The organism is Pseudomonas sp. nanlin1, from assembly GCF_045571515.1.
Taxonomy (GTDB): Bacteria; Pseudomonadota; Gammaproteobacteria; order Pseudomonadales; family Pseudomonadaceae; genus Aquipseudomonas.
The window spans coordinates 2,700,438-2,720,092 of the sequence record NZ_CP124218.1 but is presented as its reverse complement, the minus strand read 5'-3'; the positions used below and the strand labels follow the sequence as shown (position 1 = coordinate 2,720,092).

Sequence of the window (19,655 nt, the reverse complement as noted above, 5' to 3'; positions counted from 1 at the left end):
CTTGATCCTCTTTATTGGTCTTGTTCGGGGTGGGCGGTGTAGGTCGATTTTGCTGCAGGACGCGCAGCCAACAGCGTGGGCGTCAGTCGCGAAACGCAGCTTCAGGCCGGCTCTTTCCAGCCGAGCCGGGCGTGCGCTTGGGTCAGATCAGCGGTCATGTCGTGGTTCCACAGCCAGTCGAAACGGCTGGCCAAAGTGGACGACATCAGCGCTTCGTCACCCTCCACGTTTTGGTCTCGATACTCGTAGAGCTCTCCGGCTTCGCGGGACGTGCGCTGCACGCGACACGCTCGTGGACGGCGAATCTCGTCATAGACCTTGAGCAACGCTGTTGGACTGGTCTCGATCACGCGCGGGTCCGCCAACAGTTGCGCCAACAGCCAGGCATCCTCCAGCCCCTGACCAGCGCCAGCGCCCTGATGCGGAAGCATGGCGTGCGCGGCATCGCCAATCAGCCCGACCCGACCATGCACGTAGCAAGGCAACTCATCGAGTTCATGAAGGGCCCAGAGCGTCGGCGCAGGAATGCATTCGAGCAGTACACGTACCGCGTCCCCCCAATGCGCGAAGGCTTCGAGCATCTGCGCCTGCGAGGTCGTTTTTACCCAGGGTGTGTCTTGCGGCCAGACGGGCTTGGCGACGCTGCGGTCGGAAATGAAAGCGACTACATTGATCAACCTGCCCTGCTTGACCGGGAAGGTCAGGATGTGCGCGTCGAGGCCGAGGTACATTTGCGGGACGTTGATGAGGTGTTCATCGACCCCAGCGGCGCGATAGGCAGCTCGTAGCCGTTGGCTGTCGATCATCCCGCGATAGGCGCAGGTACCGCTGAATCGGGGAGACACCAGGGGCTTGCCTAACCCCTCAAGCACATAGTCGCGAATATTGGACTTGATGCCGTCGGCTGCTATCAGCAGATCGCATTCATGGGCGCTGCCATCAGCGAAGTGAACCCGGACACGCTCGCCCTGCTCCTCTACGCGCGTGGCACGTTTGTCAAAACTCGCCACGCCCTTGGGCAAGCGCTTGGCCAATGCATCCAGAAAGTCGGCACGGTGAACGGACGACTGCCCTACACCCTTGGCCTCACTTGCGCCCAGATAACCTGCGTCTTCGCCACGGCGCCACTCGAACCAGATGTCTTGCCACGGGTCTGCGGTTCGATCAGCAATGAGCTCGTAGGGCTTACCCAGGCCAAGCCCTTCGATGGCCCGTACGGCATTGGCACCGAACGAAACACCCGCACCGACCTCACCGAACGCGGGGGCGGCTTCGAAGAGTTGAACCTCAAGATGGGAATGACGGCACAGATCCAGTGCCAACGCGACGCCAGCGATACCACCACCAACAATACCGATTTGCAGTTTGGAATGAGGGCTAGTCATGGGGAGACCTTATGTGTTGTTTTTGGAATAGACCGATCATGACTATTCACAGACCATTGATAAATGGCCTCAACGCCATACACACTATCACCGGCGTGAATATTCCATTCATGACGGTTTTTCCCTCTACCCTTGAGAACTCTCATGCAGCTACGCGAATTGGATCTGAATTTACTGGTGGTTCTTCATCAGTTATTCATTGACCGCAGCGTGTCCAGGGCGGCGGAAAACTTGGGAATGACCCAGCCGGCTGTAAGTAATGCATTGAGACGTTTAAGGGGGGCGCTGGCCGATGATCTATTCGTTCGGACTTCACTGGGCATGGACCCGACGCCCTACGCGTTACAGCTGGCGGAGCCGGTGTCCCATGCAATCATCACCTTGCACGGCGCCCTCAACCGCCATGACCATTTCGACCCCGCTACGGCGCAAAAGCGTTTCATCGTGGCGATGACCGATATCGGTGAAATCTATTTCATGCCGCGACTGATCGAGCGCTTGCTGGCGACGGCTCCGGGAATTTCAGTCAGCACCCTACGCAGTCATTCGGGTTTATCCGAGGGACTTGCCAATGGCGATGTTGATCTTGCAATAGGGTTGCTACCGGACCTGCAGGCAGGATTCTATCAACGACGGCTGTTCCACCACCGCTACGTATGCCTTTGTCGCGACGGCCATCCAATTACCCGCACTGATATGACACCTGCGATTTTCTGCGAATACGGCCACGTGAGGATCGTGGCTGCCAGCACGGGGCATGGAGAAATAGACACCTACATGCAGCGAGCCGGGCTCATCCGGGACATTCGTTTGGAAGTGCCTCATTTCGTTGCGGTGGGCCACATTCTGCAAAACACGGATCTGATTGCCACCGTACCCGAGCGTTTTGCCGCAAGCTGCGTTGGGCCTTTCGGATTGACGACAGTCGGCCTGCCCTTACCGCTGCCGGAAATAGCCATCAACCTGTTCTGGCACACGCGCTTCAACCGCGACCCGGCCAATATCTGGCTGCGCAATTTGATGTTCGAGCTCTTCAGCGACTAGCACGGCACCTGGTAAGTGATAACCGTGGATCAGGACCACCCCTGGCAAACCTTCACCAATTCATCGACTACATAGCGAACCTTCGGGCGCAAATGCGAAACCTTGGGCCATACGGCATGTACGTCCACCGCCTCCGGTTCAAACTCCTTCAGCACCTCCACCAGCCTGCCGGCGTTGATGTCGTCCTCCAGCAGGGCACGGGGCATCTGACACAGACCAATCCCGGCCACGGCGCCCGTGATCATGACCTCGCCGTCACCGATCTGGTGGGATGAGGGCGGCGCGTAGCGGACCGTTTCGCCTTTGAGCTTTACCCGCCAACTCAAGGGCTGACCGCGTCGATGACCGACGATACATTGGTGCGTCGCAAGCTCGGCCAGGCTACGCGGTTCTCCGGCACGCGCCAGGTAGCTCGGCGCCGCGCAGATGACCCAACGCTGCTTGGTCAGCAATCGCGCGACTAACCCATGGGTATCCTTCAACTCGCCAAAGCGCACCAACAGGTCGATACCCTCTTCGATCGGATCAACCAAGTGATCGGAGAAAGTGATGTTCAGTTGCAGCGCTGGATAAGTCTTGGCGATCTCGAACAACAGCGGTGCCCCCACTCGGCGGCCGAAGGCCACCGGCATATCGACCCGCAACCGTCCAGAGGGCTCGCGGTCTCCGGGGCCTAGTCCGCGTTCGGCTGTGCTTATTTCTTCAATACCCGCAGAACACGCAGAAAAATAAGCCTCCCCATCAGCGGTCAGGCTGATACGCCGGGTGGAACGATGAAACAGCTGAGTGCCGAGGCGTTCTTCGAGGCGGGCGATGGACTTGCCAACAGCGGATTTTGAAATTCCGAGACGGTCGGCGGCCTCGGTAAAACTTTGGGCCCGGGCGGCTACGACGAAGGTAAGTACGCCCTGAAGAGTATCTGTGGGTAGCATGGCTTCCAACTACTGTAGATATAATCTCTACCCACATGAGACATGCAGGCTGTTTATCGCGATTAATTTCTACACTAGCATGGATTTATCTCGAAAGGTGACCTAGGCGCAGTGCTCAGCGCGCTGCGCCACTACCGCCCACCTCGAGAGCGCGAAGCCGGATAGTGGCTATCAGGCCGCCGACTTCTCTACTCATTCATGACGTCATCTAAAAGGAATATCCCATGCCTGTAGTACGTGTGAGCTGGTTCGAAGGTAAAGAACACGCCGCTAAAGAAGCTGTTGCCAAAGAAATCACCGAAAGCATCGTCAAGAACACCGGTACCGATGCCAATTACATCTACGTCCTCTTCGAAGACATTGCCCCGTCCGACTGGGCAGGTGCCGGCAAGCTGTTTGGTGGCGGGCCCGACAAGTCCTGATTTGTCTGCACGTCTCAATGCATCGGCTAGTTGAGCGGTGCATCACCCTGCTCGTCTGCTGACGGCATCCTCGACGGAGAAATTTCTCATGCACCCGTATATTTCGTGCTTATTCACGCTCGCGGTAAAACCTGAAGAGTTCGCAGAGTTCAAGGCCCTGATCGCCCAGATCGTTCCAGAGACCCAAAAGGAACCTGGCACCCTGGTCTACGAGTACAGCGTCAACGAAGACAACAGCACCGCGCACATCCTCGAACGTTACAAAGCCGACTCCGTCGTCAGCCACGTCGACACCACGTTCGCCCCCTTTGGCGAGCGCTTCCTGCAGCTGTGCACGATCACCAGCCTGACCGTCTATGGCACACCTGATGCGCAAGTCCGCAAGCGCCTTGACCCGTTCGGTGCCGTATACATGACGCCGTTTGATGGCTTCAGCCGCTGATCGCTGTACTGGCGCGGGCCCGGCCGGCAAGCGTCGGGCCGTGCAGTGGCACCCTGTAGTTGCTGAAACATAGTTCAAGACCTGCGCGAGTTGGTTTGATCGCACAACAGATGTGGGAGGAACGGCCAGTTTGAGCAGGGCTCGCACCACCCACACATGTTCTTGAGGAGTCATCATGAAAATCGATTTGAGCGGTAAACGCGCACTGGTCACCGCTTCTACTGGTGGTATCGGCTATTCGATAGCCAAAGGTCTGGCCGAGGCAGGCGCAACGGTCGTCGTCAATGGCCGCAGTGACAAGTCTGTCAATGAAGCCGTCGCACGTCTGCAAGCTGAACTGCCAGGCGCTGCAATCGTCGGAGTGGCCGCGGACCTGGGCGACGCGACTGGCGCAGCTGCCCTCGCCAGTGGCGCGGGTGACATCGACGTGCTGGTCAACAACGCCGGCATCTACGGTACCCAGGATTTTTTTGAAACAGACGATGATGTCTGGGACCAGTATTGGGCCACCAACGTGATGTCAGGTGTAAGGCTGAGCCGCGCACTGTTGCCGGCCATGGTCGCGAAGGGCTGGGGTCGGGTAGTCTTCATTGCGTCGGAGTCGGCCCGCAATATTCCTGCCGACATGATCCACTATGGCGTCTCCAAGACCGCCCAGTTGGGCCTGGCTCGAGGTTTGGCAAAGCGCGTTGCGGGCAGTGGCGTGACCGTCAACAGCGTGCTGCCTGGCCCGACCTTGTCCGATGGACTGGCCGAGATGCTCCAGGCTGAAGTTCAGCGCAGTGGCAAATCTCTGGAAGCCGTAGCCGCCGAATTTGTCATGGAACACCGCCCAAGCTCGGTGATCCAGCGCGCCGCCTCCACCGAAGAGGTGGCCAACATGGTCGTATACGTCTGCTCGCCTCAAGCCAGCGCGACAACCGGCGCTTCACTGCGGGTCGACGGCGGCGTGGTCGACGATATCGTCTGATGTGCTGGGGCGGTGCAGTAGGCCGCCCCAGCCAATTATTACAGGGCTTCAAATGGATTACCCACTGCAGGATCTGTCTCTTCGCGATGTGCTCGGCGAGGAATTCTACTTCCCCCACGAGATCGTCGGTCAGCCATACAAAGCGTCGGATTTTGCCGCGCTCACGATCAGTAGCTTCGTCACCAGCGACAACGTCAATCTTGCCTACTGGGAAGCCGGCGCTGGCAAGCCATTGGTGTTCATCCCGGGGTGGTCGGCAAACGGCGCCATGTACTTCCATCTCATGTATTTGCTGAGCCAGCACTATCATGTCTACGTGCTAGACGTTCGCAACCAAGGACTTTCCGAAAAGGCAGACTATGGCAATCGCATTGCCCGCTATGCGATGGACGTCAAGGAATTCGGCGAGCACCTGGAATTGGCGCAGGCCGATTATTGTGGGTGGTCGATGGGTGCCTCGGTCATGTGGGCATACATTGACCTGTTCGGCACCCAGGGCATCCGCACACTGAGTATGATCGACCAGGCACCCTCCATCTACTGCCATGCCGACTGGACTGAACAAGAAAGACTCGACGCGGGCGCATTCACCAGCTCCCCAGAGCGAATGATCGCTTCTTATACGGGTGCAGGGACCAGCAATATGCTGATTTGCGGAACTCGGGTACTCGAACGCGCGGTCGACCTCTCGTCCCCCTACTTTCACAACGTCCTCAGCCTGGCGCAAGCCGTGGTCGATGACGACATGGCCTATACCGCGCAGGTGCTTTTCGATCACACCACTAACGACTGGCGGGATGTAATTCGCACCAAGATCGATATGCCCACAGCGATCTTTACCGGCGAATACAGCGACTGGCTGCATAGCCAGCACTGGATGGGCTCTGTCATCAAGCGCTCGCAGCTTCATGTCTATACCGAAGCCGAGGACGGCGATCACTTTCTGGCGTTCAAAAATCCAGAGAAATTCACTGCCGACCTAAGCCGTTTTCTCGATAGCGCCTGACGGTAGTCATCGAGTAACACAGCTCTAAGGTTCACGACTCTTTGCCCGACCGACAGTTTCGCTCCATTTCCAGTCGGGCCTTTTCCTCACGCTTCATTACTGCTCCCATACCGGGTGCGCGAATCGCTCAGCCAGAAAATTGACCAGCGCCCGCACCTTGGGGGGCAAGTGCTTGCGCGATGGATAGACCACGTAGACTCCCAGCTCAATCGAGCGATATTCGGGAAGTATCTCCTGCAACAATCCGGCCCGCAGGTCCTGCGCCACCATAAAACTGGGCTGCAATGAGATGCCGCCTCCTGCCAAGGTGATGCTGTGGCAGGTATCGCCATTGTTGCAGCGCACTATCGGACGAGTACGCACGCTATCAGGCCCGGTTGGCCCTTCAAACGTCCAGTCATTGCCACTCGCGAAGTTGGTGTAGGCCACTACGCCGTGCTCAGCGAGGTCTGCCAAGGTGAGCACCGGCGGATGACTCTGCAGGTAGTCTGGCGACGCACACAGACACATCCGAGTCGTCGCGAGGCGGCGCCCCACCAATGATGAGTTTTCCATGCGTGCGATGCGAATGGCCGCGTCGAACCCCTCCTCCACCAGATCCACCAGCCGGTCGTTAAGGCTGATATCCAACTCTATCTTGGGATAAGCCTTCATGAAGTCCGCCCAGACGGGGCCCAGGTGCAATACACCGAAACTGACTGGCGCATTGATCCGCAAAACCCCGGTGGGCTCGGGCGCCGCTGAAGACACCGCTTCCTCCGCCGCATCCATCATGGCCAATACGTCCTTGGCCTGGTGGTAGAACTGCCGTCCCTCCTCCGTTAGCGACAGTCGCCGCGTGGTGCGATGCAATAGCCGTGCGCCTAGTCTTTCTTCCAGCCCGCTGACATACCGTGAGATGGCCGCCTTGGACATCTCCAGAGGTTCTGCTGCTCCTACGAAGCTACCCCTGTCGACCACCGTGCAGAACACCTGCATCTCTAACGCTCGATCCATTACTGTCTCACTTAGTGGAACTATTAATCATTTTTAGCCTTATTTATGCATTTTTTCAAACCTATAAACTGACCTCCATCGAAACGCAAACCAACTCAACGAGGTAACTATGAAAATCACAGTAATCGGTACCGGCAACATGGGCTCGGCGTTCGCAAAACAACTCGATGCTGCCGGTCATACCGTACGCATCACCGGTCGCGACCTGGCAAAAGCTAACACTGTCGCTGAACCGTTTGCCAACGTCAGCGCGTACAGCGCGGCGCAAGCTCTGGGCGACAGCGAAGTAGTGATCGTGGCTACTGCGTTCCCGGACGCCGCTGCAGCGCTTCAAAGCCTCGGCGATCTGAACGGCAAAGTGGTCATCGACATCACCAACCCACTGAGCGCTGACTACATGTCACTGACCATTGGCCACGTCACCAGCGCTGCCGAAGAAATCGCCAAGGCAGTGCCCGGCGCCCAGGTAGTCAAAGCCTTCAACACCCTGTTCGCTCAGGTCCTGGCCGACGGCCCGCTGTTCGCCTACAACCAACGCGGTAGCGTATTCGTCGCCAGTGACAGCGAACGCGCAAAACAAACCGCCGTATCGCTGGCCCGCAGTCTGGGCTGGAACACTGTGGACGCCGGCGGCCTGGTCAATGCGCGTTATCTGGAGCCGCTGGCTGGCTTCAACATCTATCTCGGTTACGGCGCAGGCCTGGGCACTTCGGTTGCCCCCGTCTGGCTGAACAAGTAACTCAACCCGGAGTAAACACCATGAACACATCGTACCCTCTGCTGTTCGTGTCTCATGGTGCTCCCATGTTTGCAATCGAGCCCGGTCTGGCTGGTAAGCATCTGGCCGAGCTCGGTCGCGAACTACCGCGACCCGACGCGATCGTCATCCTCTCTCCACATTGGATGACTCGCGACGAGGTCAGCGTTACCGCGAGCACCGCACCTTCCACCATTCACGATTTCGGCGGCTTCCCAGACGCTCTTTACCAGATTCAGTATCCAGCGCCGGGCTCACCGGCACTGGCGGAGCAGATCGTCGACATGCTTCACGGGGCCGGCTGGAAGTCCAGTCTGAACGTCAACCGCGGGTTGGATCATGGCGCCTGGGTACCGCTTCTGTACCTGGCGCCCGAGGCCGATATTCCCGTGGTGCAAGTATCCATGCCCGCTTCGCTCGACACGCGTAAAGCCTGGAAGTTAGGCCAGGCGCTCAAGCCGTTGCGGGACATGAACGTGCTGATCATCGCTTCCGGCAGCCTCACCCACAATCTGTACGAGTTCCGCGGTGCTACGCCCCATGGTGCTCAATACGTCAAGGACTTTGCCGCCTGGACAGCCAAGACCCTGGCCTCGGGCAACCTCGACCAGTTGCTGGACTACAAGCAATATGCGCCCTCGGCGCAACGCGCACATCCAACGGATGAGCACTACTTGCCGCTGTTCATCGCGCTGGGCGCTGCCGGCGAGGACTATGAAATACGCGTCGTCGAAGGCGGCGTGACCTACGGTGTACTGGCGATGGATAGCTACTTATTTTCTTCGGCTGGCGCAGTGCTCGTCGAGTCGGCTCAACCTGCACAAGGCGGTAATTGACCATGGCTACTATCACGTTCTCGGAACCGGCCTGCGAGCAGGAATCCGGGATCTTCTTCCGCAAGGCTTGCAACACCTCGAGCCCCAAGGCGCGCTTGCTGCTGCTTCATGGCGTGGGCTCCAACGAGGCCAACCTGGCCTCGTTGGCCGCCTCGCTACCACAAGACATTGAAATTCTTCTGCTGCGCGGCCCACTGCAAGTCGGCCCGCAGGGGTTCGCTTGGTATCAGGTCAACTTCACCAGCAATGGCCCATCGTTCAGCTATGAGCAAGCCGAAGGCAGCCGCAAGCGGCTACAAACCTTCATCGAAGCGTTGCCCCAACTGCCGACCGTGATCGCCGGCTTCAGCCAAGGCGGTATCCTGAGCTCAAGCATCGGGGTCACCGAGCCGGAGCTGGTCAAGGGTTTTGCTTTGTTGAGCGGGCGCATGTTGCGTGAAATTGAACCGCAGATCGCTTCAACCCAGCGCTTGAAGTCGACCTCGGCGTTTATCGCCCACGGTCTACGCGACAATGTATTGCCAATCGACTGGGCCAAGGAAGCCGATGCTTGGCTGGATCGGATTGACGTTATCCACGAGACCCATCACTACGACATGGCCCACGAAATCATCGGTGAAGAACTGGCCGACTTTTCCAAGTGGCTGACCAAAACGTTGCAGTTGGCTGACTGAACAACACCCTCTCGCAAGAATGCCGGACACTCAAGTGCCGGCATTTTTGCTTTGATCTTCAGCCAGGTCTTTTAGCCAAGTTGCTTAGCCATGAAGTCGACGAAGGCCTTGATCTTCGGTAGTGGCTGGCGACTTCAGGGCCAGGGAATGCTGAAGGGACGATAGTCGCGCACATACGTCTCGGGCACCGGCACCAATCGTCCCTGGGCGACCGCCTCCTCCACCAAAAAGTCAGGCAGACAGGCGATGCCCAGCCCCTCTTCGTCAAGGGTAGCTGCGCGTGGCTGGATATACTGCCCTGCGGCAGATGTGTAGACTCCCCCGCCAGGCAACGCGATAGGGGGTTTCATGCCACACACACCAGAAGAGAAAAAACGTGTTCTTGCACGCGTTCGCCGGGTTCGCGGACAGCTGGACGCGTTGGAAACCGCACTGTCAGAAGGTGCTGAGTGCGGTCCGGTGCTCCAGCAGATAGCCGCAATGCGTGGTGCCGTGAACGGCTTGATGGCGGGCGTGCTCGAGAGCCATCTCCGAGAAGAGTTCACCAACCTGGATGACACTACAGAGGCCCAAAAGTCCTCAATAGACGAATTGATTTCCTTGGTCAGAACTTACTTGAAGTAATTTGCAGTTACGTAGTTATTTACGGCGCGACGTTATTCAACTACGGACTGCGTCATCCAATTGGCGATGCCATGAGTCTGCTCGCCAGTGATAGCGTGTCGCCCTCAGAAGTATCCAATTGCGCGGTGTAAGGAGCAGATGGGCAGCTTCACCGTGGCCGGCATCGAGATCAGCGGCATCTACGCGGCACAGATCGGACATTCGAGCTGTGCCGCACGCCAGACGGGCCGGCGCAGCGCTGCAAAAGAACTGATCAGCCCTTGATCCAGCTGCCATCCTTTTGGGCATCCGTCGCAACATTGAACGTCTGAAGATAATTCGACACCATTCGGTAGTAACCGACCACGATGGTTGCATCGCTCAGCTCTTCAACCGAAAAGTGCTGCAAGGCGTGTTTGAACATCACGCCAGGCGCTTTGCCGTTGGCGAGAATCGCCTTGCCGAACAGCAGCAGAACCTGCTCGTCCTCCTTGAAGGCCTTGTCGTCATTGATCCGCTCCTCAGCTATGGCGATGAACTGATCCGGGCGAACCCCTGCCACTTGAGCGATGGAAATATGCTGCTCCCATTCGTAGCTCACCTTTTCATGGGCGGCCACCAGCAGAACCAGCAGCTCCTTGTGATAATCAGAGATATTCAGATCCCGGAATATCGCATTGGTCAGGTCGATCATCGGAATAAACGCGCCGGCGCTGTGGCCTATCATCCGAAAAAAATTGACCTTGGTCGGCAGACTCTCGAATTTGCTGCGCACGGCTACCGGCAGTTTGGCGAAGTCTGGATAGTCAACCTCTACTACAGAACTAATGTTGTCATTGGAACGAGTTGAATTGGCCATACGGCCCTCCTGCTTAGCGGGGTAAAAATCTACTGGGCCTGGGCGGATGCCGGGTGAACGCGAACCAGCTTCTGGTTGAGAAGAATGCAAATGACCAGTGCCGCCACACAGACCCACATCGACTCGGACATGCCATTGGCGAATGCGGTTGAATCATCGCTTGCTATCAAGATGCCGAAGACCGCCACTCCAACTACACCGCCCAGTTGCCGCGCCGACGACATCAGGCCGGAGGCCATGCCGGCGTCCTCGGGGCTTACCGCGGCAAGCATCGAGTTGTTCATCGAAGGCACCGTTGAGGCGCTGCCAATACCGACAATCATCATGGCGCCATTGAGCAGCCAAAACGAGCTTTCAGGCCCTATTTGGGATAGCAGCGCAAAACCCACAATTTGCAGCGCCAGCCCCGTAGTCATGATGCTCAGCGCGCTGATGCGTTTAGCGATGCGCGCCGACGTGAGCGAAGAAACAGTCATGACTGCGGTCAGCGGAATAAACGCCAGGCCGGTATGAAGCGCGTCGTAGTGCAGGATCGTCTGGAAATAGATGCTCAGCACAAAGACGACGCCGAAGAACGTCAGATTGATAACCGCCCCGGTGAACATCGTCCCGAGCAATACGTTGTTGCGGGCCAGGCGGGCAGGCAACATCGGCGCCTGTGCCTTCGTTTCCACGAGCATGAACACCGCCAAGGCCAGCGCGGCAAGGCCCATGCTCGAGACGGGGATTACACTCCACCCCAGGCTGCTCGCCTCGGTCAGCGCGTAAGTCAGCAGTGCCAGGCTGATCGCAATACTGATTTGCCCGGCAACATCGATCTTTTTGTCTATACGTGACGATGCCGGCGTGAACCGCAAGGTCAGCATGATCGCCAGTATCCCCAGCGCAATATTGATGAGGAACACGCTGCGCCAACCTAGGTGTTCGATCATGATGCCGCCCAACACCGGGCCCGCCGCCAGCGCGATTCCGCCGCAGGCGCCCCATAGCGCAACAGCGGAACGCCGCTGGTTCAGATCCTTGAAGTTCTGGCGGATCAGCATCAAGGAGGTGGGGATGAGGAACGCCGCGCCGATGCCCTGAACGCAGCGCATTGCAATCAATATCGGCATGTTTGTCGCCATGCCACACCCCGTCGAAGCCAAGGTGAACACGGCAAAGCCAAAGATGAACACCCGTTTGGCGCCAAATTTGTCGCCAAGGCCGCCACCGAGGATGAGCAGTGCAGAGAACACCAGCGCATAGCTGTTGATCACCCACTGCAGGCCGGTCAGATTAGTATTGAAGGCTGATTTCAAAGCGCCGAGACCAACGTTCACCACACTGACATCCAGTTGAACAACAAGGTATCCCAGGCAGGTAGCGACCTTGATTGCGTTCAAATTAGAAGTTTTGTACATGTGCCAGCCGTAATTTCAGATGTCATGAAAGCCTATGCCTTGACCTGCCATGCGTAAATACTAAAATACGCGGATATACCATGCATGAGTGCATAGATCTTGAACTGGGAAGACGTCCGCTATTTCCTGGCTATCGCCAACGCCGGAACGCTTTCAGGGGCGGCCAGGCAACTCGATGTCGATCAAGCGACCATCAGCCGCCGCTTGGCCACGCTTGAAGCACAGCTAGGAACACGCCTGGTCAATCGGCTGCCCAGGCGGGCCGAATTGACGAGCCTGGGTCAGGAGGTGTTTGAGCAAGCGCTGGCGATCGAGGACAGAATGTTCTCGATCAAACGCTTGGCCATGACGGCCCATAGTGAATTGCGCGCCAAGATCACTCTCTCCGCGCCGCCAATCCTTGCACGGCATTTTCTGGCACCTCATCTGTTGACCCTCTCCCAAGGGCTGCCGCAGGTGCAGATTTCGGTGTTAAGCGAACCTCATTTTGCGTCCTTGTCCAGACTCGAGGCGGACCTGGCCATGCGCCTCGCGCCAGGCGTTACGGATTCCGACATCGTCAAAAAAATCGGCCAAATGGAATTTGCCCTGTACGCGACAATGGCCTACCCCAACATCGCTACGCCTGAGCACTGGGAGTTCATCGGCTATACCGCGCATGAGCTGTCTTTCGATCACAAGACCTGGCTATACCAAATCATCGGACATCGCCGGGTGATCTGCGAGGTGGCCGACCTCAGTAATCAATATGAGGCGGCCTGTAGCGGAATTGGGGTCGCCGGGCTGCCGTGTTTCCTTGCCGACAGCGACCCCCGTCTGGTGAAGTTGCAGACAACCGAGCCGATGTTGAATCTCGGTATCTGGTTGGCTTTGCACCCTGACCGCCGCAATGATCGACGGGTACGTGAGACGACTGCGGCAATCATCGGCTTGGTGGAGGCGTTGGGGCTCGAATAGGCCGGCCGGTGGAGGGTCTCGCACTTTTGTTTGGCGTGTACCGTTTCATGTCCATGGCCATTGCCACCTGCAACACCATCGGCAATGGCGTAGCGACGGTGGTGGTGTCCAAATGGTGGGGGGAATTCACTGAACAGACTGCCCAGGCCGAATATCAGCGAGTGCTGGGGCGTCATCTAACGGCAGCGCTTTAACCGATCGAATGGCCTATCGGTAGGAAGTGAAAACTCCCTGGAATGACTGAGTTTCCGTCGTTGTAAAGGGCCTTTGGGAGGCCCTTTTTTTGCTTAGAAATTTTGCTAGCACTGAAGAGATTGTTGGGCAAAAGCTGTTCGTTTTGGGCCAATTGTATTGCTTAGCGACGGGCAGCTGTCGATTGCCGCCGCCCGCCGCGCAGGTCATGGCAAATGATCGACGAACTATGGACGACTCCCGACTTCAGCCACTTGTGCGGTCCAGGGCACAACCTGTTCGCTCAGAGAAAGGCCAAGGCCAGGGCGTGTCGGTACCAGCATACGGCCTTCGCGCGTTTCGAGACGTTCGTTGAAAAGCGGTTCGAGCCATTCGAAATGCTCGACCCACGGCTCGGTGGGATACGCCGCTGCCAAGTGCACATGCAGTTCCATGGCGAAATGTGGGGCCAGCATCACGCCCGCCTGTTCGGCCATTGCTGCGACCTTCAGATACGGGGTAATACCCCCTACACGTGGAGCATCAGGCATCAGGAAGTCAGCGCCTCGCAACCTGATGAATTCGGCATGCTCGGCGACGCTGGTCAACATCTCACCCGTAGCGATCGGGGTGTCGAACTGTTGTGCCAGAGCGGCATGGCCTTCAGCGTCGTAACAGTCCAGCGGCTCCTCGATCCAAATCAGGTTGAATTCTTCGAACCGCCGGCACATGCGCTGGGCGGTCGGACGATCCCACTGCTGATTAGCATCGACCATCAGCGGGAAGTTGTCGCCCAGGTGCCTGCGCACGGTGCTGACTCGCTCAATATCGATGGCGCAATCCGGTTGGCCAACCTTCAATTTGATACCGCCGATGCCTTTTTCCCGGGAGATGTCAGTGTTCTTTAGCAGCTGGTCGAGCGGCGTGTGTAGAAAGCCGCCAGAGGTGTTGTAGCAGCGTACCGAGTCTCGCTGAGCGCCTAACAGACGAGCGAGGGAAAGATTGGCGCGCTTGGCCTTGAGGTCCCACAGCGCCACATCGAATGCACCGATGGCCTGAGTCGACAAACCACTGCGCCCAACCGAGGCGCCAGCCCAGCACAGCTTGGTCCAGAGCTTGGAAATGTCGCTGGGATTTTCACCGATCAGCGCCGGCGCGATCTCCTTCGCATGGGCAAACTGACCCGGGCCGCCCGCCCGTTTCGAGTAGCTGAAGCCCAAGCCCTTATGGCCATCGACCGTCTCGATTTCGGCGAACAGAATGGCAATTTCCGTCATGGGCTTCTGCCGTCCAGTGAGTACCTTGGCGTCGCTGATCGGGTTGGCCAAGGGCAGAAAGACCGAGGAGACTTTGACGTAGGCGATACGGTCATCGTCGGCAGATTTTTGGCTTTGTTCTTGTCCGAGCATGGTGCTCTCCCTAAGTGGAAAAATAGGTGATGCGTTATCAGGAACGTGGATTGGTCAGTTCGGCCTTCAGCGGCTCAGGTGCCGGCGTGGGCGAGTCGTTCAGGTCATCGATGTCCATACGCTTGAGCGGGCCCACAATGAACAGGTAGGCGAAAGCACCCAGCAGCCCCATCGCGCCCACATACATCAGCGCAGCGTCGAAAGAGCCCAATTGATTGACCAGCACACCGATCGCAATGGGGGTGACGATGCTCGCAATGTTGCCGCAGAAGTTGAACATTGCGCCGCTAATACCCATGGCCCGCTTGGGCGAGACATCGCCGACGATGCACCAGCCAAGGTTGCCGACACCCTTGGCGAAGAACGCTATGGACATCACCAGGATGACCAAGGACACGGACTGGGTATAGTTGGCAACAACGATGCTGCTCGACAGCAGCAAACCGCAGATGATCGGTGTCTTGCGGGCGGTGGTCAGGCTGCAGCCCTTCTTGAGCATCCAGTCGGACCACACACCGCCGATCATGCCGCCCAGGCAACCGGCGATGGGCGGAATGGCCGCGACCAGGCCAACCTTGAGCATGGTCATGCCTTTGGCTTCGATCAGGTAGGTGGGGAACCAGGTCAGGAAAAACCAGGTGATGGATGTCAGGCAGAACTGGCCCAGGTAAATGCCCAGCATCATGCGATTGCCGCCGATGGCGCGCACATTCTTCCAACTGAACGGCGTCTTGGTGTCGCCGATACCTGGTAAGCCGCCACCTGCTTCGATGTAGTCAATCTCGGCTTGATTGGCGCGCTTATCTTTGCGGGGTTCGTGAACCATTTTGAACCACAGCAGGCCGATGAGTATCCCTGCCCCTCCCGTCCAGAAGAACACATGCTGCCAGCCAAAACTGTTGAGCAGTAACACCATCAGTGGGGTAAAGGCTGCCAACGCAAAGTATTGCGCTGATTGGAAAATCGCCGTAGCCAGACCACGCTCGTGGCGCGGAAACCACATGACCGTCAGGCGATTGTTGGCTGGGAACGCAGGAGACTCGGCAACGCCCATCAGAAAGCGCAGTACGAAAAGTGCCAGGAACGCGGAGCTGAAAAGGTCCACGTAACCTTGCAGGAAGGTCAGTGTCGACCAGAGGATCAGGCTGATGCCCAGCGTCATCCGCGAGCCGAAGCGATCAAGCACGATGCCGCCCGGGATCTGCATGCTCGTATAGGCCCAGCCGAAAGCCGAAAAGGCGATGCCCATGGTAATCGCATCGAACCCCAGATCAGCGCGCATCGCGGGCGCAGCAATAGACAAGGTGGCACGGTCGACGTAGTTGAACACCGTAACGATGAAAATCATCGCCAGGATAAGATAGCGCACGTTGGTCTTTGCGACCGGGTATACGGGTGTCTTCACTTTTATTGTCCTTATTGTGTTTTAGCGCCTTGCAACCTTGGGATCAAAACTTCTGGCCGAGCTTATGATTGCGCAATCATACCCAAGTCAAAAAAAGCCACCCCTGTGATCCCGGGATGACCGTTGTAGCGATCCTACACTGATTGCGCAATCATTCAAGCGTGCGTTGGTCGGTTTTTCAGCTGCAACCGGTTCAAGTGGTGTGCCGATCAACGAGCGTAAATCCGGTGTCAATTCGCACGGGCTCAGCGCTGCCCGCCGGGTATTGGAAGCGATCCAGCAGAGCCTTGGCGACTTGGTCACCAATGCGCTTGCCGTCCACGCTCACCGTCGACAACGCGGGATAGACATGGGCCGCGCTGCTCAGGTCGCCAAAGCCCATCACCGCCAGGTCTGCAGGTACCTGTAGACCGCGGCTGGCGGCTTCAGCAAGCACACCTTGGGCGATAGTGTCGGAACTGCATACAACCACCTCGGGTATCGCGCCCTGTTCGAAAAGCTGGCGCAGACCCTCACGGCCGACTTCCAGCGTGGCAGGCGGTGTCATGATCTGCATTGGCACGTCAACCACACCCTGATGCTGCAACTCGGCAATCATACTTTTGCAGCGCCGAAGACCGCGAGGGTCGCTGATGGTGACCACGGCAAAGCGCTTGTAGCCTTTAGCAAGCAGGTGGCGAGCTGTGGCCTCCCCTACCCCTTCATGGGAAAAACCCACCAGCATGTCCAACGGAGATTCGCTCAAGTCCCAAGCTTCGACCACCGGGATACCCGACTGAGCCAACCGCAAGCGGCTGGACTCCGTGTGCAGGGTCCCGGTCAGGACGATGCCGTCAGGCCGGCGGCCGAGGACGGCCTCGAGAAGTCTTTCTTCCTGTTCGGCGCAGTAGCCCGTCAGGCCCAGCAAGGTTTGATAGCCGGCTTCAGTGAGACGGTCCATCAACGCTTGCACCGTGTCGGCGAAGATAGAGTTAGCGATGGTGGGCAGGAAGATCGCCACTAGCCGCGACTTGTTGCTCGCCAAGCCGCCGGCCAACATGTTGGATACGTAACCCGTAATGCGCACCGCTTCGAGCACTTTTTCCCGAGCTTCCTTGCTAACCACTTCGGGGCGATGTAGAGCACGGGAAACCGTGATAGGCGAAACGCCGGCAACCTTGGCGACATCGATCAAGGTCAAGCTTGACGTTTTCTTGAGCTGCGAAACGTCGGGGGTGCCGTGCTTTCTGCCAGGTTTCTTTGCCATTGGGTTTCCGTGTTCGAGAGATATGACATAAGGTCGATGACGCGTGCGCTGCGGATCGACCCTCTGCTCAGCGTATCGCGTTTGACTTGGCGGAGCATCCTATACGCCGGTCATAAAAGACGCTACGGTCAAGATTCACTCGGGCCCCTAGAATAGGCATTCCAACCCGGTGATCTTCGCCGGCGAGGGGCTGCTATGGGCTGTAAATGGCAACCGAGCCCTGTGATGAAGCGGCACAGACCTTGGAGTCGCATCCATAAGCGAATTGGTTTCGTGGTTACGCACGGCATCGCTCATGGATTTATCGTTGGTATGAGCAAGCCTGAAGGGTTCGACTGCCAGTTCAACCCAAATCTCCGCCTCCTACCGGCAGCGTGACGCCGGTGATATAAGAAGCCTCGTCGCTGGCCAGAAACAGAATGGCGCTCGCTTGTTCGTTGATCGTGCCGTAGCGCTTCATCAAGCTGCTGTCGACGGTCTGGTCGACAATCTGCTGGTACCACCGTTGTTCGTCGGCGCTGGGCGCTTGGGTGTTGCGGGGAATGCGTCGTGGTGGCGCCTCGGTGCCGCCCGGCGCCGTGGCGTTGACTCGGATGCCTCGTTCGGCGGTCTCGAACGCCAGGCAGGCGGTAAGGGCGTTCACCCCACCCTTGGCAGCGCCGTAAGGCACCCGGTTCACCCCGCGAGTCGCGACCGAAGAAACGTTGACGATCGCTCCGCGACCCTGATCGATCATGTAGGGCAGTACGGCGTGGCAACACCACAATGTCGGGAACAATGAGCGACGTACCTCAGCTTCGATTTCTTCGCAGCGGTAGTGCTCGAAAGGCTTGGCCCAGATGGTGCCGCCAACGTTGTTGATCAGAACATCGATACGCCCGAATCGGCCATGGGCAGCGCCCATGACCTCACCGCATTCGGTGCTCTGCTCGTGGTCGGCGGTGAGCGTCACCACCCGCTCGCTCTTGAGCTCGTGCACCAGCTCGGAGCGGTCCACCGCGACCACCCAGGCGCCCTCCTCCAGCAGGCGCCCGACCACGCAAAGACCTATGCCCTGTGCAGCGCCGGTGACCACCGCAACTTTGTCTGTAAAACGTAAGCTCATATCAACCTCCTTATGCGACATCGCCGGTCACGACGGCGTTTGGGGTGAATTTCTCGTAATGAAAACTGGCGGGGGTCACGCCCTGCTCGGTGAAATACTTGCGCACGGCATCGACCATCGGTGGCGGACCGCACAGGTACACATCGACATCGCCGTCATTCAGGACGCCCGAAGACATGTGCTGGGTGACATAGCCTTGGCGCGAATGGGCTGTAGCCGGGTCGGCAACACAGGTCACGAAGCTGAAGTTTTGCAAGCGATCCGAGAAGCCCTTCAAGACGTCGACCATCACCAGATCCTGATCGCGGGTGACGCCATAGATCAGGCAGATCTGCTGGGCCTCGCCTTTTTCAGCGAGCACTTCGAGCATCGCCAGAAAAGGCGCCAGACCGGTACCGCCGGCCAGAAACAACAGAGGCCGAGTGACTGCACGCAGGTAGAAGCTGCCCAGTGGGCCGGTCATGCTGACCTGCTCGCCGACGCTGGCACCGGTCAGCCAGCTGCTCATCAGGCCCCCGGGCACCTGTTTGATCAGGAAGCTGGCCTGGGTATCACCGGGGCGGCTGCTGAACGAATACGAGCGCGTCTGCTGGCTCCCAGGCACGGCAATATTGACGTACTGGCCCGGCAGAAAAACAGGCGCCTGGTCGAGGGTGAAACTGACCTCCACAGCGGCGTCGGCATGGGTAACGATGCTCGAGACCGTAGCGCCAAAATGCGTGGTCCCCGTCTTGCAAGCACCGGAAGGTACCGGCACGCTGAGCACGCAATCGGACTGCACCACCATCTGGCAAGTGAGGACCTGACGCTGCTCGGCTTCATCCCCGGCCAAGGCATCCTCTAGGTAATCGTCGCCCAGTTCGTACTCGCCCGTTTCGCAGTGGCACTTGCAGGTGCCGCACACCCCATCGGAGCAGTCCATGGGCAGATTGATACGCTGACGATAAGCGGCATCCAGCACCTTTTCGCGCGGCTCGCAGTCGATGAATCGGGTCACCCCATCCTCGAAGTTCAAGGCAATCGAATACGTCATGGC

Annotated in this window: 22 protein-coding genes and 1 pseudogene; 12 read left to right on the top strand and 11 right to left on the bottom strand. The window is 58.1% G+C overall.

Annotation, left to right across the window (positions count from 1 at the left end; genetic code table 11):
• Nucleotides 1–101: 101 nt before the first annotated feature.
• Nucleotides 102–1,385, bottom strand: coding sequence for a salicylate 1-monooxygenase (salA, locus tag QCL65_RS12720; protein WP_407309093.1), 1,284 nt, complete (start codon nucleotides 1,383–1,385; stop codon nucleotides 102–104).
• A gap of 144 nt (nucleotides 1,386–1,529) precedes the next feature.
• Between salA and QCL65_RS12715 the strand changes: the two genes are divergently transcribed.
• Nucleotides 1,530–2,429 carry a LysR family transcriptional regulator gene (locus tag QCL65_RS12715; protein ID WP_407309091.1) on the top strand — a complete coding sequence of 300 codons (900 nt, stop codon included), beginning with the start codon at nucleotides 1,530–1,532 and terminating at the stop codon, nucleotides 2,427–2,429.
• Between the two features lie 29 nt (nucleotides 2,430–2,458).
• Here QCL65_RS12715 and QCL65_RS12710 read toward each other — a convergent pair whose 3' ends face one another.
• Nucleotides 2,459–3,361, bottom strand: coding sequence for a LysR substrate-binding domain-containing protein (locus QCL65_RS12710; RefSeq protein ID WP_407309089.1), 903 nt, complete (start codon nucleotides 3,359–3,361; stop codon nucleotides 2,459–2,461).
• A 224-nt stretch (nucleotides 3,362–3,585) separates the two neighbouring features.
• On the opposite strand from QCL65_RS12710, the gene QCL65_RS12705 reads away from it, so the two are divergent.
• The 4 genes from QCL65_RS12705 to QCL65_RS12690 all read left to right on the top strand — a co-directional run bounded on the left by QCL65_RS12705 (nucleotide 3,586) and on the right by QCL65_RS12690 (nucleotide 6,201).
• Nucleotides 3,586–3,783 carry a 4-oxalocrotonate tautomerase family protein gene (locus QCL65_RS12705; protein WP_407309087.1) on the top strand — a complete coding sequence of 66 codons (198 nt, stop codon included), beginning with the start codon at nucleotides 3,586–3,588 and terminating at the stop codon, nucleotides 3,781–3,783.
• An 88-nt stretch (nucleotides 3,784–3,871) separates the two neighbouring features.
• A complete protein-coding gene (locus QCL65_RS12700; protein ID WP_407309085.1) occupies nucleotides 3,872–4,225 on the top strand; it encodes a putative quinol monooxygenase in 354 nt (117 codons plus the stop codon).
• Between the two features lie 175 nt (nucleotides 4,226–4,400).
• A complete protein-coding gene (locus tag QCL65_RS12695) occupies nucleotides 4,401–5,195 on the top strand; it encodes an SDR family NAD(P)-dependent oxidoreductase (protein ID WP_407309083.1) in 795 nt (264 codons plus the stop codon).
• Nucleotides 5,196–5,247: 52 nt separating this feature from the next.
• The gene (locus tag QCL65_RS12690; protein WP_407309081.1) at nucleotides 5,248–6,201 is read left to right on the top strand and encodes an alpha/beta fold hydrolase; all 954 of its coding nucleotides are present in this window, start codon (nucleotides 5,248–5,250) and stop codon (nucleotides 6,199–6,201) included.
• A 96-nt stretch (nucleotides 6,202–6,297) separates the two neighbouring features.
• Here the strand turns inward: QCL65_RS12690 and QCL65_RS12685 are convergent, their stop codons facing one another.
• Complete coding sequence (locus QCL65_RS12685; RefSeq protein ID WP_407309079.1) at nucleotides 6,298–7,197, bottom strand: LysR family transcriptional regulator; 900 nt, start codon at nucleotides 7,195–7,197, stop codon at nucleotides 6,298–6,300.
• Between the two features lie 109 nt (nucleotides 7,198–7,306).
• Between QCL65_RS12685 and QCL65_RS12680 the strand changes: the two genes are divergently transcribed.
• From QCL65_RS12680 to QCL65_RS12670, 3 genes are read left to right on the top strand one after another with little or no spacing between them, the layout of a single operon-like run.
• Nucleotides 7,307–7,936, top strand: a complete 630-nt coding sequence (locus tag QCL65_RS12680; protein WP_407309077.1) for an NADPH-dependent F420 reductase — start codon at nucleotides 7,307–7,309, stop codon at nucleotides 7,934–7,936.
• Between the two features lie 20 nt (nucleotides 7,937–7,956).
• Nucleotides 7,957–8,790, top strand: coding sequence for a DODA-type extradiol aromatic ring-opening family dioxygenase (locus tag QCL65_RS12675; protein WP_407309075.1), 834 nt, complete (start codon nucleotides 7,957–7,959; stop codon nucleotides 8,788–8,790).
• Nucleotides 8,791–8,792: 2 nt separating this feature from the next.
• Complete coding sequence (locus tag QCL65_RS12670; RefSeq protein WP_407309073.1) at nucleotides 8,793–9,464, top strand: alpha/beta hydrolase; 672 nt, start codon at nucleotides 8,793–8,795, stop codon at nucleotides 9,462–9,464.
• Nucleotides 9,465–9,598: 134 nt separating this feature from the next.
• On the opposite strand, the gene QCL65_RS12665 is transcribed toward QCL65_RS12670, so the two are convergent.
• Nucleotides 9,599–9,814, bottom strand: a complete 216-nt coding sequence (locus QCL65_RS12665) for a hypothetical protein (protein ID WP_407309071.1) — start codon at nucleotides 9,812–9,814, stop codon at nucleotides 9,599–9,601.
• Between QCL65_RS12665 and frmR the strand changes: the two genes are divergently transcribed.
• Together frmR and QCL65_RS12655 are read left to right on the top strand one after the other, a co-directional pair.
• Nucleotides 9,813–10,088 (top strand): formaldehyde-responsive transcriptional repressor FrmR, encoded by a 276-nt coding sequence (gene frmR / locus QCL65_RS12660; protein ID WP_407309069.1) that lies wholly within the window; start codon nucleotides 9,813–9,815, stop codon nucleotides 10,086–10,088. The two genes, QCL65_RS12665 and frmR, sit on opposite strands and share 2 nt — an antisense overlap.
• A gap of 138 nt (nucleotides 10,089–10,226) precedes the next feature.
• A complete protein-coding gene (locus QCL65_RS12655; protein WP_407309067.1) occupies nucleotides 10,227–10,352 on the top strand; it encodes a hypothetical protein in 126 nt (41 codons plus the stop codon).
• Here QCL65_RS12655 and QCL65_RS12650 read toward each other — a convergent pair.
• The gene (locus QCL65_RS12650) at nucleotides 10,342–10,926 is read right to left on the bottom strand and encodes a carboxymuconolactone decarboxylase family protein (RefSeq protein ID WP_407309065.1); all 585 of its coding nucleotides are present in this window, start codon (nucleotides 10,924–10,926) and stop codon (nucleotides 10,342–10,344) included. The genes QCL65_RS12655 and QCL65_RS12650 overlap by 11 nt on opposite strands.
• Nucleotides 10,927–10,955: 29 nt before the next feature.
• A complete protein-coding gene (locus tag QCL65_RS12645) occupies nucleotides 10,956–12,326 on the bottom strand; it encodes an MFS transporter (RefSeq protein ID WP_407309063.1) in 1,371 nt (456 codons plus the stop codon).
• Between the two features lie 99 nt (nucleotides 12,327–12,425).
• Between QCL65_RS12645 and QCL65_RS12640 the strand changes: the two genes are divergently transcribed.
• Complete coding sequence (locus tag QCL65_RS12640; protein ID WP_407309061.1) at nucleotides 12,426–13,283, top strand: LysR family transcriptional regulator; 858 nt, start codon at nucleotides 12,426–12,428, stop codon at nucleotides 13,281–13,283.
• 5 nt (nucleotides 13,284–13,288) lie between these two features.
• Nucleotides 13,289–13,477, top strand: a pseudogene (locus QCL65_RS12635) (dicarboxylate/amino acid:cation symporter); the annotation flags it as partial.
• Nucleotides 13,478–13,702: 225 nt separating this feature from the next.
• Here QCL65_RS12635 and QCL65_RS12630 read toward each other — a convergent pair.
• The 5 genes from QCL65_RS12630 to benC form a co-directional block, all read right to left on the bottom strand.
• Nucleotides 13,703–14,863: an L-talarate/galactarate dehydratase gene (locus QCL65_RS12630; protein WP_407309059.1), complete on the bottom strand. Its 1,161-nt coding sequence runs from the start codon at nucleotides 14,861–14,863 to the stop codon at nucleotides 13,703–13,705.
• A 37-nt stretch (nucleotides 14,864–14,900) separates the two neighbouring features.
• Nucleotides 14,901–16,211 carry an MFS transporter gene (locus QCL65_RS12625; RefSeq protein WP_407316830.1) on the bottom strand — a complete coding sequence of 437 codons (1,311 nt, stop codon included), beginning with the start codon at nucleotides 16,209–16,211 and terminating at the stop codon, nucleotides 14,901–14,903.
• A 250-nt stretch (nucleotides 16,212–16,461) separates the two neighbouring features.
• Entirely contained in the window at nucleotides 16,462–17,514 is a 1,053-nt protein-coding gene (locus tag QCL65_RS12620; protein ID WP_407309057.1) for a LacI family DNA-binding transcriptional regulator, read from the bottom strand.
• A gap of 343 nt (nucleotides 17,515–17,857) precedes the next feature.
• Nucleotides 17,858–18,619 carry a 1,6-dihydroxycyclohexa-2,4-diene-1-carboxylate dehydrogenase gene (locus tag QCL65_RS12615; RefSeq protein ID WP_407309055.1) on the bottom strand — a complete coding sequence of 254 codons (762 nt, stop codon included), beginning with the start codon at nucleotides 18,617–18,619 and terminating at the stop codon, nucleotides 17,858–17,860.
• Nucleotides 18,620–18,629: 10 nt separating this feature from the next.
• A complete protein-coding gene (gene benC, locus QCL65_RS12610) occupies nucleotides 18,630–19,652 on the bottom strand; it encodes a benzoate 1,2-dioxygenase electron transfer component BenC (RefSeq protein ID WP_407309053.1) in 1,023 nt (340 codons plus the stop codon).
• Nucleotides 19,653–19,655: the final 3 nt, after the last annotated feature.